Origin of the sequence: Crossiella sp. CA198 (assembly GCF_052078295.1) — a bacterium.
In the GTDB taxonomy this organism is placed as follows: domain Bacteria; phylum Actinomycetota; class Actinomycetes; order Mycobacteriales; family Pseudonocardiaceae; genus Crossiella.
The window spans coordinates 322,685-336,955 of sequence record NZ_JBQJIM010000001.1 but is presented as its reverse complement, the minus strand read 5'-3'; the positions used below and the strand labels follow the sequence as shown (position 1 = coordinate 336,955).

Genomic DNA, 14,271 nt, shown 5'->3' with positions numbered 1-14,271 from the left:
CACCCCACCGGCACGGCACCGCCGCCAGGCTCGCCCCGTCGCGCCCCCGGGTCAGCCGGCTTGCCCCGCCTCCGCCACCCCGAATCCGGCGAGCACCGGCCGGATCAACCGCGCCGCCTCCGCCCGCAACTCCGCCACCGGCCGCCCGTGCAACCCCAGCGCGCCGTCGATCCCCGGTTCGAACGGCGCCAGCGCCAAGTGCGGCAACAACAACAGGAACAACGCCAGCAACGCGTCCAGATCCGCCGCCCGGTGCAACGTCCCGTGCTCCCTGGCCCGGACGAAGTGCGGCAGCAACGCCTCCCGGTACCGCTGGTGCACCGGCCCGAGCACCACCGCGCGGATCGCCGGGTCCAGCTCCAGGTTGATCGCGGCGATCATGCCGCGGTCGGCCGGATGCGCGGCGAAGTAGGCCATCCACGCCTGCGCCGCGTCCAGCACCGTCTCGGCGAACCCGCCGCCAGGGTCGAGGCGGTCCAGCCACGGGTCCAGCGCCGCCCGCACCCGCAGCGCGGTGTGCTCGGTGACGTGCCGGAAGAAGTCGAACTTGTCCGGGAAGTACTGGAACAGCGAGCCCTTGGCGACCCCGGCCGCCTGCGCGATCACGTTGAGGCTGCCGCCGGAGTAGCCGTGCCGCCCGAACTCCGCGATCGCGGCCGCCAGCACCCGCTCCCGCCGTGGCGCAGGCAGGTTGGTCCAGGTCTGTGTGGGCATGGCGATCTCCGTTGGCGCGGTCTTGCCCTGGCCCCCCGACACAGAGCATGCTGCCATGACCACCCGGTCACAATCACAGGGGATGATCATGCAGCGGGTCTGTGTCATCGGCGCGGGATCATCCGGGATCGCCGCCGCCCAGGTGCTCCAGGCCCGGGGCATCGAGTTCACCTGCTTCGAGACCGGTTCGCAGGTCGGCGGGAACTGGCGCTACGACAACGACAACGGCATGTCCTCGGCCTACCGCTCGCTGCACATCAACACCTCCAGGCAGCAGATGGAGTTCGCCAGCTTCCCGATGCCCGCCGACCTGCCCGACTACCCCAACCACGCCCAGATCGCGGCCTACTTCGACTCGTTCGCGGACCACTTCGGCCTGCGCGAGCACATCCGGTTCCAGACCGAGGTCACCAGCGTCCGCCCGCTGCCCGACGGCGGCTACCAGGTCGACACCCGGTCCACAGTGGACGGAACCGAACACAGCGAGACCTTCCGCGCCGTCCTGGTCGCCAACGGCCACCACTGGGACCCGCGCTGGCCCGAACCGGCCTTCCCCGGCGCCGAGACCTTCACCGGCGCCCAGCTGCACGCCCACCACTACCGCACCCCGGACATCCTGACCGGCAAACGCGTGCTGGTACTCGGATTCGGCAACTCGGCCTGCGACATCGCGGTGGAAAGCTCCCGCATCGCCGACCGCACCCTGCTGGCCTTCCGTCGCGGCGAATACGTGCTGCCCAAGTACTTCTTCGGCCGCCCCACCGACACGTTGAGCAGCCCCTTCGTCACCAGAACCCTGCCGATGTTCGCCCGCCGGTGGTTACTGGGCGCCTTCCTGCGGCTGAAGCTGGGCAAGATGTCCGACTACGGCCTGCCCGAGCCCGAGCACAAACTCTTCGCCGCCCACCCCACGGTCTCCGAGGACCTGCTCAGCCGCCTGGGCCACGGCGACATCCAGATCCGCCCCACCATCGCCAGGTTCGACGGCGACACGGTCCACTTCACCGACGGCGCCAGCGAACCCGTGGACGTGGTCGTCTACTGCACCGGCTACCGGATCACCTTCCCCTTCCTGGGCGAGGACATCGTCAAACCCGTCGACAACCACATCGACCTGTACCGCCGAATCGCCTCGGTAGACCACCCCGGCCTCTACTTCATCGGCCTGGTCCAGCCCCTGGGCGCCATCATGCCCCTGGCCGAAGCCCAATCCGCCTGGGTGGCCGACCTCCTGGACGGCACCACCACCCTGCCCGCGCCGGAGTCCATGCGCCGCAGCATCACCGACTACAACCGCGCCCAGCGCAAGCGCTACATCGCCTCGAAACGCCACACCATCCAGGTCGACTTCCACCCGTACATGCACGAGCTGAAACAAGACCGCCGAGCTGCCGCCCGACACCGCTAGATCGGCTCGCGGCGCGGCGCGCGCGTAGATCGGCTTGCGGCGTGCACGGGTGGTCGGGTTCGGGTGCGAGCCGGCCGCCGGTTCGGACCGCCGAGTGTGGATCGAGTCTGGCGTCCGGGTGCCCCGACGAGCGCGGTTCGCCCCACCGAGCGCGGTTCGCCCGGCCTGTGTGGCCTACCCGGTGGCCGTGCGGTCAGCCCGCGCCACCGGGCCGCGCCACCGCACCCGGCTCGCTGCGCCGGTTCGCTGCGTCAGCCCGCGCCACTACCCTGGTCAGCGACTGGTTCCTGCTGGTCGCCAGGCTGCGGTCGGTGCCCTGGGGGCTGTTCGCTCAGAGCTGAATGGCTCGTGGAACTTCGGTCGCTGATCGTTTCGTTCCGCAGAAAGAAGCGGTGCGCGGGGCGGGGAGAGGCGAGCGCCGAGCCGGACCCGGACTGGCGAGACGGACCCTGGCGAGACGGACCGGCGAGATGGATAGACCGGGCGCTGCCGAGCTGGAAGCCGGGCGCTGCCGAGATGGCATGGGTAGGCCAGGCGCTCGCCGGGCAGGGTGTGGGCAGGCCGCCGACCGCGGCGTGGCGACCGGCCGCGCGATCCGCGCACGGAGCGACGGGGGGCCGGGCCTGCGCACGGAGCGACGCGGGGCCAGGCGGCGACCGCAGGTTGGGTACTGGGGGGCAGGTTGGGTGCTGGGGTGACGGCCACGACCCGTCCGGCGGGGGTCTGGTCGCCAGGCTGGGAGTGGTCAGCCGGCGCGGGGAGCGACCGGCTGGGGCGGGGAGCGACCGGCCGGGACTGGGGGCGGCCGGCCGAGCTGTGCGCTGAGCGGCGGGAAACGTCGGTGAGGCCTGTGAGGTCGTGGGCGGGGCGGGGGTGGGGTGGGGCCCGCGAGTTGGGTGTGGTCTTGCGTAGGGCCCGTGGGTTGTGGCCGTTGAGCAGGCATCGTTCCGTGTGGCCGGCCGGTGTCGCGGTTGTTGCTGGGGTAGCTGCGGGGTGCTCGTGCGCCGGGTGGAGGTGTGGCTGGCTGGGGGTGGGGACAAGAGGTTTGCAACCACTATGGGTGGAGTACTATGGTTGCAGTGGTTAGGGGTGCGGGGTGCTCCCGCGGATATTCTGGGAGGCGATATATGCGTAAGTTGACTTATTTCGTGGCGACGACTCTGGATGGCTTCATCGCGGAGTCCGGTGGGGCCGATCCGACGCAGTCCGGTCACTTCCTCATGGAGGGTGACCATATGGGGCATCTGTTCCAGCACTACGGGGACACCTTGCCGTTCATGGCGCGGGAGGCGCTGGGGATCGCGGGGGAGCTGACCCGGTTCGACACCGTGCTGGAGGGGCGCAAGTCCTACGAAAGTGGTGTGGTGCAGGGGATTCCGGATGCCTACACGCATCTCAAGCACTACGTGTTCTCCTCGACGTTGACCGAGGCCGCGCCGACCGTGGAGTTGGTCGCCGGGGACGCCTTGGCCAAGGTCAAGGAGATCAAGCAGCAGGAGGGGCTGGGGATCTTCCTGGTTGGTGGGGGTGGGCTGGCAGCTACGTTGCTGCCGGAGATCGACGAGATCTTCGTGAAGCAGCATCCGACCGTGATGGGCCAGGGGATCCCGATGTTCAACGGTGGGTTCAGCCCGGATCGGTTCGAGCTGGCCGACCTGACTCGGTTCGACAGCGGAGTGCTCTTCCTCAAGTACCAGCGTCGTGGGTGACCATCAGGGGTGGGGAGCCGTCACTCCCCATACCAGGTTCCCGGTCGCCTGACCGGTTCCCGCGGGGAGGCCGTGCTCGGCGCCCATGTTTCGCTGGGGCAGGCGTCGAACGCCTCCAGTTCTCGCCGGGAAAAGCGGTATGGCATTGCGTGGCGAATACCCTGCGTCCCGATATATGTCGCGTTGCCGGATATGGGGATGTCCTCGATACCTCCGGCGCCGGAGTATGTCTCGAACGCGGTGGTCCAGCAGGTGGAGCCGTTGCCGGACAACTGGATCCGGTACTCGTGGCGTAGGCGGCGCCCGGGTCGACTTGCGGCCAGTGCGGCTTGTCGCCCGCAGGGCCTTACCGGGACCCCGTGGCCGCCGACGCCGTGGCGATTCGGGTGCGGGCGGGGGCGGGCTCTCATTCGGGGAAGAGGGGCGGGGCCTGGGGGCGAGATCGGTGCGCTGAATCCCGGACCGGACCGGACCGGACCGGACGGCCAGACGGACCGGAGCGGCTGCTGACGGTGGCGCATCGACGGGTGTCGCCGGCGCGCCACCGTGGTGGTCAGTCCTTGAGCAGCAGGCGGACTGTGAGTTCCAGGCGGGTTGCCACGTCGGTGGCTGAGGCCCGGCGGGTCACCCAGGCCACCAGGTTGGACAGCCAGACGTCGCCGATGACGCGGGCGATCGCCTTGCGTTCGGTGTCCGGCTCGCCGCCCATCGCGGTGACGAACATGCGCTCCATCAGCAGGCCCACCGAGTCGACCTCGGCGGCGGCGCTGGCGTCGGCGAACATGAACGCGCGGGTCATCGCCTCGGTGAACAGCGGGTCGCGTTGCAGGCTGCGGGTGGTGCGGCGCAACACGAACAGCACCCGGTCGTAGGCGGTGTCGCCGGGGATGGCCGCGCGCTCGATCTTCTGGTTGGCCCGTTCCAGTTCCCTGGCCAGCGCGGTGACCAGCAGGTGCACCTTGGACGGGAAGTAGCGGTACAGGGTGCCCAGCGCGACCTCGGCGCGGTCGGCCACCGCCCGCATCTGCACCGCGTCGTAGCCGCCCTTGGAGGCCAGCGCGATGGTCGCGTCGATGATCCGCCTGCGCCGGTCGCGCTGGGCTGCCGAGCCCAGCTCCTCTTCGGCGAGGCCGGTCAGTGCCTCGGCCCCGCCCGCGCGGGCCTTGGGCGTAGTGGTCATGAAGTTAGGCTAACATCACGACAAAGGCGAAACTTGTTCCAGTTCTGCCTGTCGAACCTACCCGCTATCTCGGTGAGATCCCGCCCTGCGCTGGCCCGTTCGGGTCTGGTTGTTGGTGCGTCCGAGTGGAGGGTGGCATCCTGCTCCTCGGTCCGGCAAAGTGAAACACGTTCTACATCTTCGGTTCGCCTGGAGGTGTTGTGCCGATCGCGGTCACCGCGGAGCAACAGGCGTTGCACGAGTCCGTGCTCGCTTACGGACAGGGCGCGGGCGCCATCGCCGCGGTGCGCGCGCAGGAACGCGGCGACCCGGCGTGGCGGCGCCTGTGGCCGGGCCTTGTCGACCTGGGACTGACCGGGATCGCGGTGCCCGAGGAGCTGGGCGGGGCCGGCGGCACCGTGGTGGACCTGGCGGTGGCCCTGGAAGCCGCTGCCGAGGCCCTGATACCCGGGCCGATCCTGCCGACCGCGCTGGCCGGACTGGTGCTCGCCGATCATCCGGGCGTCCGCGAGCTGCTGCCCGCCGTGGTCGGTGGCATGCCCGCCGCGGTCGCGCTGTCGCCGGGAACCCTGACCGCGCAACGGGATTCCGCCGGACGGCTGCTGGTCACCGGGGCGACCGGGCCGGTGCTGGGGGCCAGTGCGGACGCCGTGCTGCTGGTGCCGGTGGGTGGGGAGACCGGGTGGATCCTGCTGACGCCGGGCGAGGCCGGGATACGGCCGTTGCCCGCGACGGACTTCTCCCGCGACCTGGCCGAGGTCGAGGTGGTGGCGGTGGTCCCGGCCGACCGGGTGCTGCCGGACCTGAGCCGGGAAGTGGTGCTGGACCGGGCGGTGGTGCTGGCCGCGGCGGAGGCGGCCGGGATAGCTCGGTGGTGCGTATATATCGCGAGCCGATATGCCAGGGAACGCGAGCAGTTCGGGCGGCCGATCGGGTCCTTCCAGGCGGTCAAGCACCTGTGCGCGGAGATGCTGTGCCGATCGGAGCGGGCGGCGGTGGTGGCCTGGGACGCGGCTCGGGCGGTGGAGGAGGACTCGCCCGCGGTGTCGCTGTCGGCGGCGGCCGCGGGGGCGGTCGCGCTGGACGCGGCGGTGGCCAACGCGAAGGACTGCGTGCAGGTGCTGGGCGGGGTCGGGTTCACCTGGGAACACGACGCGCATTTGTACCTGCGGCGGGCGTTTGTGTTGCGGCAGTGGCTGAGTGGGGTGCGGTGGCGCGGGCGGGCCGCGGTGCTGGCGGGGCGGGGGGTTCGGCGGCGGTTGCGGGTTGAGGTGGGCGACGGCGGGGGCCAGGGGGAGGTCGCCGTCGGGGGTGAGGGTCTGGGTGCGGTGGGCCGTGAGCGGGTGGCGGGCGGGAGTGCGGGCCAGGGCGGTGCGGGCGGGGTTGATGACGGCGGGGCGGATCGGGTTGGCAGCGGGAGGGGGGATCAGGGGGAAGTGGGTGGGGCGAGCGCGGACGGGGCCGGGCTTGGGACGGCGGGTGGTGGGAAGGCTGGCTCTGCCACGGGCAGGGCTGTTGGTGTTGGGAGGCCTGGGGTTGGTGCTGGCGGTGCGGAGTTTGGGGCCGTTGGTGACGGAGAGGCTGGTTCCGGCGCCGGTGGGATGGGGTTTGGGGTTGGCCCGAGTGCCGGTGAGCTGGGGGTTGGGGAGCTTCGGGGGAGGGTGCGGGCGGCGGCGGAGCGGATTGCCGCGCTGGCTGAGGGGGATCGGCGCGGGGCGTTGGTGGCGGCCGGGTTGTTCGCGCCGCAGTGGCCTCGGCCCTATGGGCTGGGGTTGGGGGCTTTGGGGCAGTTGGTGGTGGCGGAGGAACTGGCTCGGGTGGGGGTCGGCCGGGCCGATCTGGTGATCGGGGGGTGGGCGGCGCCGACGTTGTTGCGGCATGGCACTGATGAGCAGCGGCAGCGGTTTGTGACGGCGACGTTGCGCGGGGAGGTGCGGTGGTGCCAGCTGTTCAGCGAGCCGGGGGCTGGGTCGGATCTCGCCTCGTTGCGGACCCGGGCGGTGCGGACCGACGGCGGGTGGCTGCTCAGCGGGCAGAAGGTGTGGACCTCGCTGGCGGATCGGGCGGATCGAGGGATCTGCCTGGCGCGGACGGATTCCGCGGTGCCGCGGCATCGCGGGTTGACCTACTTCCTGGTGGATATGCGGTCGGACGGTATATCCGTGCGGCCGTTACGTGAGATCACCGGGGATACCCGGTTCGCCGAGGTGTTCCTGGATGAGGTGTTCGTCGCGGACGCGGATGTGGTGGGGCAGCCGGGGGAGGGGTGGCGACTGGCGCGGGGGACGTTGGCCGATGAGCGGGTGGCGATGAGCCGGGGGTCGGCGTTGGGGGAGCCGGTGGAGGAGGTGCTGGCGTTCGCGGAGCGGGCGGGACTGCTGGCGGACCCGGTGCTGGCGGAGCGGGTTGGGGGGTTGGTGGTGGACGGGTTGGCGTTGTCGTTGCTGGATCTTCGGGCCACCCAGCGGGCGGTGGCCGGTGGCGAGGTGGGGGCGGAGTCCGGGGTGCGGAAGCTGGTGGGGGTGCGGCATCGGCAGGACGTGGCGGAGGTGGCGGCGGAGTTGTTGGGGGAGAGGGCCGCGGTGGGGGATGCGGCTGAGGTGCACCGGTTCCTGTTGAGCCGGTGCTTGAGCATTGCCGGGGGGACGACGCAGGTGCTGCTGACGATGGTGGGGGAACGGGTGCTGGGGTTGCCTAGGGATGGGGCTGTGGGAGAGGGGAAGGGGCGGTGAATTTTGAGTTTGACGAGACTCAGGTCGCGGTTCGGGAGTTGACGAGAAGCCTGGTGCGGCAAGGAGATCGGGAGGAAGGAGAGCAGGGCGGGCGGGGTGCTGGGCTGGCGGCGGTTGGGCGGGTGGCTGGGGGTTCCGCGTTGGCTGGGGCGGGGCAAGTGGGAGCGGGTACGGGGCAGACGGGGGTTGGCGGGCTGGCGGCGGTTGAGCGGGTTGGTGGGGCAGGAGTTGAGAGCGGGGCTGGGGAGTCGTGGGCTGGGTTGTGGGAGCGGTTGAGGGCGGCGGATTTGTTGTCGCTGGCGGTTCCTGAGCGGTTGGGTGGGTCTGGGCTTGGCGTGGTTGAGGCTGCGGTTCTGCTGACGGAGCTGGGGCGGGGTGGGGTGATTTCGCCGGGGGTGGCGCATGTGGCGTTGGGGGTACTGCCGGTGGCGCGGTTGGGGACGGCGGCCCAGCAGGAGTTGTTGTTGGGGGGTGGGGGTTTGACCGGGGCGGTGGGGCGTGGGGAGGTGGTGTGGGGGGAACGGGGATTGGTGGGGACGAAGGTCGGGGTTCCGTTTGGGGAATGGGCTCGGTGGGGGCTTGTTGGGGTGCGGCTTGGGGATGGGGGGCTTGGGGTGGCTTTGGTTGATCTTCGGGGTGAGGGGGTTGAGGTGGTGGGGACGCCTACCTCCGCTGGGGGGTTGGAGTGCACGTTGCGGTTCTCCGGGGCGGAGCCGATGGGGTTGCTGGGGGAGGATCGGAGTGGGCGGGTTTTGGCGGAGGTGCGGTGGCTAGGCGTGGTGGGGGGTTGTGCTTTTGGGGAGGGGTTGCTGGGTGGGGCGTTGGAACTGACTGTGGCGCATGTGGGGTCGCGGCGGCAGTTTGGGCGGGTTTTGGCTGAGTTTCAGGCGGTGGCCATGCAGGTGGCGGATGTTCGGGTGGTGGCTCGGACGGTTGAGGTGGTGAACCGGGCCGCTTGCTGGAGCGTGGGGGCGGGGGTGGGGGATCGGGGAGATGTGGATGTCGTGGGGTATTGGGTGGGGGAGAAGTTGTTGGGGGCGTTGGAGGTGTGTCATCACCTGCATGGGGGGTTGGGACTGGATGTGGGGTATCCGTTGCATCGGTACTCGGCGCTGGGGCGGGACCTGACGCGGTTTTTGGGGGGCTTGCGTGCTTATTGAGTTGAGTGCGGGGCAGGTGGCGTTGCGGGACGACCTGCGGGAGTACTTCTCGGGGCTGGTTTCTGTTGCGGAGCGGGAGGTTTTGCGGACTGAGCGGCATGGGCCGACCTATCGGGCGATCGTGCGGAGGTTGGGGCGGGACGGGTGGCTGGGGGTGGGGTGGCCGGTTTCGTATGGGGGGCGGGGGTTTGGGGAGATTGAGCAGCAGATCTTTGTGAATGAGGCCGCCCGGGCGGACGTGCCGTTGCCGGGGGTGACGTTGCAGACGGTGGGGCCTACGTTGCAGGCGTTGGGGACCGCGGAGCAGAAGGAGTTCTTTCTGCCGCGGATCTTGGCTGGGGAGCTGCATTTCGCCATTGGGTACACCGAGGCGGAGGCGGGGACCGATCTGGCCGCGTTGCGGACCAGTGCGGTGCGGGTGGGGGATGAGTATGTGGTCAATGGGCAGAAGGTGTTCACGACCGGGGCCCATGACGCGGACTACATCTGGCTGGCCTGTCGGACTGATGCGGGGGCTGCTCGGCATCGGGGGATTTCGATTCTGATTGTGGACACCCGGGATCCGGGGTTTGGGTGGACGCCGATCATCACCTGTGACGGTGCGCATCATGTGAACGCCACCTACTACAACGATGTGCGGGTGCCGGTGAGTCGGCTGGTGGGGGCGGAGAACGCGGGGTGGCGGCTGATCACCATGCAGCTCAACCACGAGCGGGTGATGTTGGGGCCAGCGGGTCGGGTGGCCGCGTTGCTGGATCGCTTTGACGCCTGGGCCGCGGCGCATGGGGTGGCTGGGGAAGTTGAGCGGGAGCTGACTTTCGCTCGGGTGGGGATGCGGGTCAATGAGTTGTTGAACTGGCAGGTGGCGGCGGCCTCGGGGGCAGTGGATGTCGCGGATGCCTCTATCACCAAGGTGTTCTCCTCGGAGCTGGTGGTGCGGGTTGGTCGGGTGGTGCTGGATCTGGTGGGGCGGTATGGGGATCCGGCTGCGCCCGACACCGCTGAGTTGATGCGGTGGCTGGACCTGCAGGCCAAGCGGAATCTGGTGCTGACCTTTGGTGGTGGGGTCAATGAGATTCAGCGTGAGCTGATCGTGACCGCTGGGCTCGGGTTGCCCAGGCCGCCCCGGTGAAGGGAGTGGGATGACATCCACTGTGGACAGTGACGAGCTGGTGCGGGTTGCGGCGGCGCGGATCATGGCCACCGGGGTCGGCGGGGTGCGGTTCGGGCGGGATCCGGTCAACGAGCCGATGATCCGGAGTTGGACCGAGGCGATCGGGGACACCGATCCGCGCTACCCAGAGGTGGCGCCGCCGGCGATGGCCCAGGTTTGGACCATGATGGGACTGCACGGGGAACGGGATCCGGACGATCCGTTCGGGCAGATCCTGGAAGCGCTGGACGAGGCGGGCTATCCGTCCATTGTGGCCACCAACTGCGAACAGACCTACCACCGCTACCTGCGGCCGGGGGAGGAGCTGGCCATCAGCACCCGGCTGGACCAGGTCGCCGGGCCCAAACGGACGGCGCTGGGCGAGGGCTGGTTCGTCACGGTGCACAACATCTGGTACTCCGGCGCCGAGGCGGTGGCGGAGATGTCGTTCCGGGTGTTCAAGTACCGGCCGACACCACCACCGCCGCCGGCCGGGATTCCGCCGTTGGTGAGCCGGGACACCGAGTTCTTCTGGGCCGGTACGGCGGTGGGTGAACTGCGGGTGCAGAAGTGCGGGGCGTGCGGACAGTTGCGGCATCCGCCGGGGCCGATGTGCCCGCGGTGTCACGAGTTGCGGCCGGAGTTCGCAGTGATGATCGGGCGGGGCACCGTCTACAGCTTCGTGGTGCACCACCACCCGCCGGTGCCGGGACACTCGGGGCCGTTCGTGATCGGGCTGGTGGAACTGGCGGAGGGGCCGCGGATGGTGGGCGAACTGGTGGGCGTGCAACCGGATGAAGTCCTCATTGGACAGTCGGTGACAGTGGAGTTCCAGCGGCAGGGGGAGTTCTCGATCCCGGCCTGGCGGGTGGTGCCGTGATGATCGCGACCGGGGTCGAGTTGCCGCCGCTGGCCATCGAGGTCACGCCGACGTTCATCATCAGCACCGCCATCGCCACCAGGGACTACCAGGACGTGCACCACGACCGGGACGCGGCGATCCGGCGGGGTTCGCCGGACATCTTCCTCAACATCCTGACCACCACCGGGCTGGTGCAGCGGTTCGTCACCGACTGGGGCGGGCCCAGGGTGCTGGTGCGGGGCATCGCGATCCGGCTCGGGGTGCCGTGTTACGCCTATGACACCTTGACCTTCCGCGGCCGGGTCGAGGAGACCTTCGGGGACAACGGGTTTGTCGTGTCGGTGGTGGGGAGTTGCCGGCTTGGCGACCACGTGACCGGGACCGTTCGGTTCGAGCTGGGAGGCAGTGCATGAGTCCGTTGTCCGGGGCGGCGGCCATCGCCGGGATCGGGGCCACCGAGTTCTCCAAGGACTCCGGCCGCAGCGAGTTGCGGCTGGCCGTGGAGGCGATCCGGGCCGCACTCGGGGACGCCGGACTCGATGTGTCCGATGTGGACGGTCTGGTGACCTTCACCATGGACGGGAACGCCGAGATCGCGGTGGCCAGGGAACTGGGGCTGCCGGAGCTGAAGTTCTTCAGCCGGATCAACTACGGCGGCGGTGCGGCCTGTGCCACCGTGCAGCAGGCGGCGATGGCGGTGGCCACCGGGGTCGCCGAGGTGGTGGTGGTGTACCGGGCGTTCAACGAACGCTCCGGCACCCGGTTCGGCCTGGCGCACGCCGCGGCCGCGCAACAGCCGAATACCAACGGGGTCGACAACAGCTGGCACTACCCGATGGGACTGGCCACCCCGGCGGCCATGGTGGCCATGTTCGCCCGGCGGTACCTGCACGACTACGGGGCCAGCACCGAGGATTTCGGGCGGGTCGCGGTCGCCATGCGCAGGCATGCCGCGACCAATCCGAACGCCTGGTTCCACCAGCGGCCGATCAGCCTGGCCGAGCACCAGTCCTCGCGCTGGATCGCCGAACCGTTGCGGCTACTGGACTGCTGCCAGGAAAGCGACGGCGGGGTGGCGCTGGTGGTGGTGAGCGCGCAGCGGGCCCGCGACCTGCGGCAGCCGCCCGCGGTGATCAGTGCGGCGGCACAGGGCAGTGGACCGGACCAGTTCGTGATGACCAGCTACTACCGGGACGGACTGGCCGGGCTGCCGGAGATGCGGGTGGTCGGCGAACAGCTGTGGCGGCAGGCCGGGATCGGGCCCGCGGACGTCCAGGTCGCGGTGCTCTACGACCACTTCACGCCGTTTGTGCTGGTGCAGCTGGAGGAACTGGGATTCTGCGGACCCGGTGAGGCCCGGCACTTCCTGGCCGACGGCGGCATCGAGATCGACGGGCGGCTGCCGGTGAACCCGCACGGCGGCCAGCTGGGCGAGGCCTATCTGCACGGTATGAACGGGATCACCGAGGGCGTGCGCCAGCTGCGCGGCACCGCGGTGAATCAGGTGTCCACAGTGGACAATGTGCTGGTCACCGCGGGGACAGGGGTGCCGACCAGCGCGCTGGTGCTCACCGGGTGAACGCGGCGGCGTGCGCGCGGGCCCACTCGGCCAGCGACCGCGCCGGGTGACCGGTGATCCGCTCGACCACGTCGGTCGGGCGTTCCGGATTGTCCACCTGCTCGGCCATGTGGTCCAGGATGCCGTCGGCGTGCTCGGCCGACCAGGTGGCCAGGAGCTGCTCGCGGAACTCCGCGCGCGGAACCTCCTGGTACCGCCAGGATTCGCCGAAGGTCTCGCCGAGGATGCGGGCCCGGTCGGCGTGGGTCAGCGCGGCCGGGCCGGTGACGTAGTAGGCCCGGCCCGCGTGCCCGCCGTCGAGCAGGACCCGGGCCGCCACCTCGGCGACATCCCGTTCGTCGACCAGGGTGCGCGCCGCCTGGGCATAAGGGCCGCGCACCACACCGGTGGCGCGCAGCTGCTCGATCCAGCTCAGCGTGATCGAGGCCGGCATGCTGATCCGCAACGCGGTCCAGTCCTCGGTGGCGGCCCGCACCAGCAACTCCAGGGTGCCGTGGAAGGAGGCGGGCGGCTCGTGGTCGCGGACGGCGTGCGTGGACAGCAGCACGAACCGGCGGCCCTCCCCGGCCAGCGCGCCCACCACGTCCACGGCGGAGTCAGCGGCGGCGTACTCCGCGCTCGCCCGGTCGTAGGGCCAGTCCAGGAACACCGCGAAGCAGCCGATCGCGGCCGCCCGCAGTTCCTCGGCCGAACCCAGGCCGCGGCGGGTGACCGGAACACCCGCTTCGGTCAGTAATCGCTCGACCTCGTCACTGATCGGACCGGGCTCGCCGACCACCAGAAAGCTCATGCCGTTGACGCTAGAAGCTACAGCGTGGTGGAGGTCAAGTGAATTTTTCTGCACCTGCCCGAGCGGGCGGGGTAGCCTGCCCGCTCTTGCCTGGTCCGGTGCCCCGCAACAGGATCGTGACCTTGGCTGGATACGGGGCGGCTAGAGTGCGATCAGCGACCCGGTCAGCACCGGCGATTCCGCACGCTCCGGCGCGGTGGTGACGAAGGTCCAGGACTCCGGGGACCGCCAGACCCGGGTGCGCACCGGCTCGCCCGGGTAGAGCACGCCGGTGAACCGGGCGCCGAAACCGGCCAGGCGATCTGTCCGACCGGACAACATGCCGTCCACAATGGATTTGGCCACCATGCCGTAGGTGCACAGGCCGTGCAGGATCGGCTGCGGGAAACCGGCCTTGGCGGCGAAGGCCGGGTCGATGTGCAGTGGGTTCCGGTCGCCGCAGAGCCGGTACAGCATGGCCTGCTGGGGCAGGGTCGGGGTGTCCAGGACCGCGTCCGGCTCGCGTTCCGGCGCGGCGAAGCGGGCAGACGGGCCGCGGTCGCCGCCGAAGCCGCCCGCGCCGCGGGCGAAGATGCTGGAGCGGGTGCTGAACAGCGGGTCGTCGTCGATGTCCACTGTGGACTCCTGCACTACCACCGCGGACTCGCCCTTGTCGTAGACCGCGACGATCCTGGTCACCACGCGCGCGGTGCCCGCCACCGGGATGGGCCGGCGTAGGGTGATCGACTGCTCGCCGTGCAGCACCTTGGTCAGGTCCAGTTCGACCCCGGGGTAGGACACCGTGGGCGGGGCGGTGACGTGCAGGGTCGGCGCGACCACACCGAAGGTGGGCAGCACCCGCAGCCCGGGTTCGTAGGTGTAGGGGAGTTCGGTCGCGCCCAGGGCCAGGTGGTACAGCAGCACGTCAGTGGCGGACCAGGAGAACTCCACCGGCGGCAGCTCGGCGCCGATCGCGCGGTCGGGGTCGATGGGCATGGCGCTCCC

Annotated in this window: 12 protein-coding genes; 8 read left to right on the top strand and 4 right to left on the bottom strand. The window is 70.2% G+C overall.

Annotation, left to right across the window (positions count from 1 at the left end; all coding sequences use genetic code 11):
* Positions 1 to 51: 51 nt before the first annotated feature.
* The gene (locus ACTOWY_RS01685; protein WP_441307813.1) at positions 52 to 714 is read right to left on the bottom strand and encodes a TetR/AcrR family transcriptional regulator; all 663 of its coding nucleotides are present in this window, start codon (positions 712 to 714) and stop codon (positions 52 to 54) included.
* An 82-nt stretch (positions 715 to 796) separates the two neighbouring features.
* On the opposite strand from ACTOWY_RS01685, the gene ACTOWY_RS01680 reads away from it, so the two are divergent.
* Positions 797 to 2,122, top strand: a complete 1,326-nt coding sequence (locus ACTOWY_RS01680; RefSeq protein WP_441307812.1) for an NAD(P)-binding domain-containing protein — start codon at positions 797 to 799, stop codon at positions 2,120 to 2,122.
* A gap of 1,070 nt (positions 2,123 to 3,192) precedes the next feature.
* Positions 3,193 to 3,831 (top strand): dihydrofolate reductase family protein, encoded by a 639-nt coding sequence (locus tag ACTOWY_RS01675; RefSeq protein WP_441307811.1) that lies wholly within the window; start codon positions 3,193 to 3,195, stop codon positions 3,829 to 3,831.
* A 553-nt stretch (positions 3,832 to 4,384) separates the two neighbouring features.
* Here the strand turns inward: ACTOWY_RS01675 and kstR are convergent.
* Positions 4,385 to 5,011, bottom strand: a complete 627-nt coding sequence (gene kstR / locus ACTOWY_RS01670) for a cholesterol catabolism transcriptional regulator KstR (protein ID WP_185007335.1) — start codon at positions 5,009 to 5,011, stop codon at positions 4,385 to 4,387.
* A gap of 200 nt (positions 5,012 to 5,211) precedes the next feature.
* Between kstR and ACTOWY_RS01665 the strand changes: the two genes are divergently transcribed.
* Genes ACTOWY_RS01665 through ACTOWY_RS01640 form a run of 6 tightly spaced genes read left to right on the top strand, consistent with a single transcriptional unit; the run spans position 5,212 to position 12,497 of the window.
* Positions 5,212 to 7,743 (top strand): acyl-CoA dehydrogenase family protein, encoded by a 2,532-nt coding sequence (locus ACTOWY_RS01665; RefSeq protein WP_441307810.1) that lies wholly within the window; start codon positions 5,212 to 5,214, stop codon positions 7,741 to 7,743.
* Positions 7,740 to 8,903: an acyl-CoA dehydrogenase family protein gene (locus ACTOWY_RS01660; protein ID WP_441307809.1), complete on the top strand. Its 1,164-nt coding sequence runs from the start codon at positions 7,740 to 7,742 to the stop codon at positions 8,901 to 8,903. The genes ACTOWY_RS01665 and ACTOWY_RS01660 overlap by 4 nt, the downstream gene beginning before the upstream one ends.
* Positions 8,893 to 10,035: an acyl-CoA dehydrogenase family protein gene (locus ACTOWY_RS01655; protein WP_441307808.1), complete on the top strand. Its 1,143-nt coding sequence runs from the start codon at positions 8,893 to 8,895 to the stop codon at positions 10,033 to 10,035. The genes ACTOWY_RS01660 and ACTOWY_RS01655 overlap by 11 nt, the downstream gene beginning before the upstream one ends.
* 10 nt (positions 10,036 to 10,045) lie before the next feature.
* On the top strand, positions 10,046 to 10,936 hold the full coding sequence (locus tag ACTOWY_RS01650) for a bifunctional MaoC family dehydratase N-terminal/OB-fold nucleic acid binding domain-containing protein (RefSeq protein WP_441307807.1): 891 nt from the start codon (positions 10,046 to 10,048) through the stop codon (positions 10,934 to 10,936).
* Positions 10,936 to 11,331, top strand: coding sequence for a MaoC family dehydratase (locus ACTOWY_RS01645; RefSeq protein WP_247757658.1), 396 nt, complete (start codon positions 10,936 to 10,938; stop codon positions 11,329 to 11,331). The genes ACTOWY_RS01650 and ACTOWY_RS01645 overlap by 1 nt, the downstream gene beginning before the upstream one ends.
* Entirely contained in the window at positions 11,328 to 12,497 is a 1,170-nt protein-coding gene (locus ACTOWY_RS01640) for a lipid-transfer protein (RefSeq protein ID WP_441307806.1), read from the top strand. The genes ACTOWY_RS01645 and ACTOWY_RS01640 overlap by 4 nt, the downstream gene beginning before the upstream one ends.
* On the opposite strand, the gene ACTOWY_RS01635 is transcribed toward ACTOWY_RS01640, so the two are convergent.
* Both ACTOWY_RS01635 and ACTOWY_RS01630 read right to left on the bottom strand, forming a co-directional pair.
* Positions 12,487 to 13,287 carry a nucleoside-diphosphate sugar epimerase gene (locus ACTOWY_RS01635; protein ID WP_441307805.1) on the bottom strand — a complete coding sequence of 267 codons (801 nt, stop codon included), beginning with the start codon at positions 13,285 to 13,287 and terminating at the stop codon, positions 12,487 to 12,489. The genes ACTOWY_RS01640 and ACTOWY_RS01635 overlap by 11 nt on opposite strands.
* A 141-nt stretch (positions 13,288 to 13,428) precedes the next feature.
* Entirely contained in the window at positions 13,429 to 14,262 is an 834-nt protein-coding gene (locus ACTOWY_RS01630) for a MaoC/PaaZ C-terminal domain-containing protein (RefSeq protein WP_441307804.1), read from the bottom strand.
* Between the last annotated feature and the right edge of the window lie 9 nt (positions 14,263 to 14,271).

What these genes read in the sequence shown, in the direction of transcription:
- ACTOWY_RS01685 (WP_441307813.1), bottom strand. Translation starts at nt 714, where the DNA reads ATGCCCACACAGACCTGGACCAACCTGCCTGCGCCACGGCGGGAGCGG.
- ACTOWY_RS01680 (WP_441307812.1), top strand. Translation starts at nt 797, where the DNA reads ATGATCATGCAGCGGGTCTGTGTCATCGGCGCGGGATCATCCGGGATC.
- ACTOWY_RS01675 (WP_441307811.1), top strand. Translation starts at nt 3,193, where the DNA reads ATGGTTGCAGTGGTTAGGGGTGCGGGGTGCTCCCGCGGATATTCTGGG.
- kstR (WP_185007335.1), bottom strand. Translation starts at nt 5,011, where the DNA reads ATGACCACTACGCCCAAGGCCCGCGCGGGCGGGGCCGAGGCACTGACC.
- ACTOWY_RS01650 (WP_441307807.1), top strand. Translation starts at nt 10,046, where the DNA reads ATGACATCCACTGTGGACAGTGACGAGCTGGTGCGGGTTGCGGCGGCG.
- ACTOWY_RS01645 (WP_247757658.1), top strand. Translation starts at nt 10,936, where the DNA reads ATGATCGCGACCGGGGTCGAGTTGCCGCCGCTGGCCATCGAGGTCACG.
- ACTOWY_RS01640 (WP_441307806.1), top strand. Translation starts at nt 11,328, where the DNA reads ATGAGTCCGTTGTCCGGGGCGGCGGCCATCGCCGGGATCGGGGCCACC.
- ACTOWY_RS01635 (WP_441307805.1), bottom strand. Translation starts at nt 13,287, where the DNA reads ATGAGCTTTCTGGTGGTCGGCGAGCCCGGTCCGATCAGTGACGAGGTC.
- ACTOWY_RS01630 (WP_441307804.1), bottom strand. Translation starts at nt 14,262, where the DNA reads ATGCCCATCGACCCCGACCGCGCGATCGGCGCCGAGCTGCCGCCGGTG.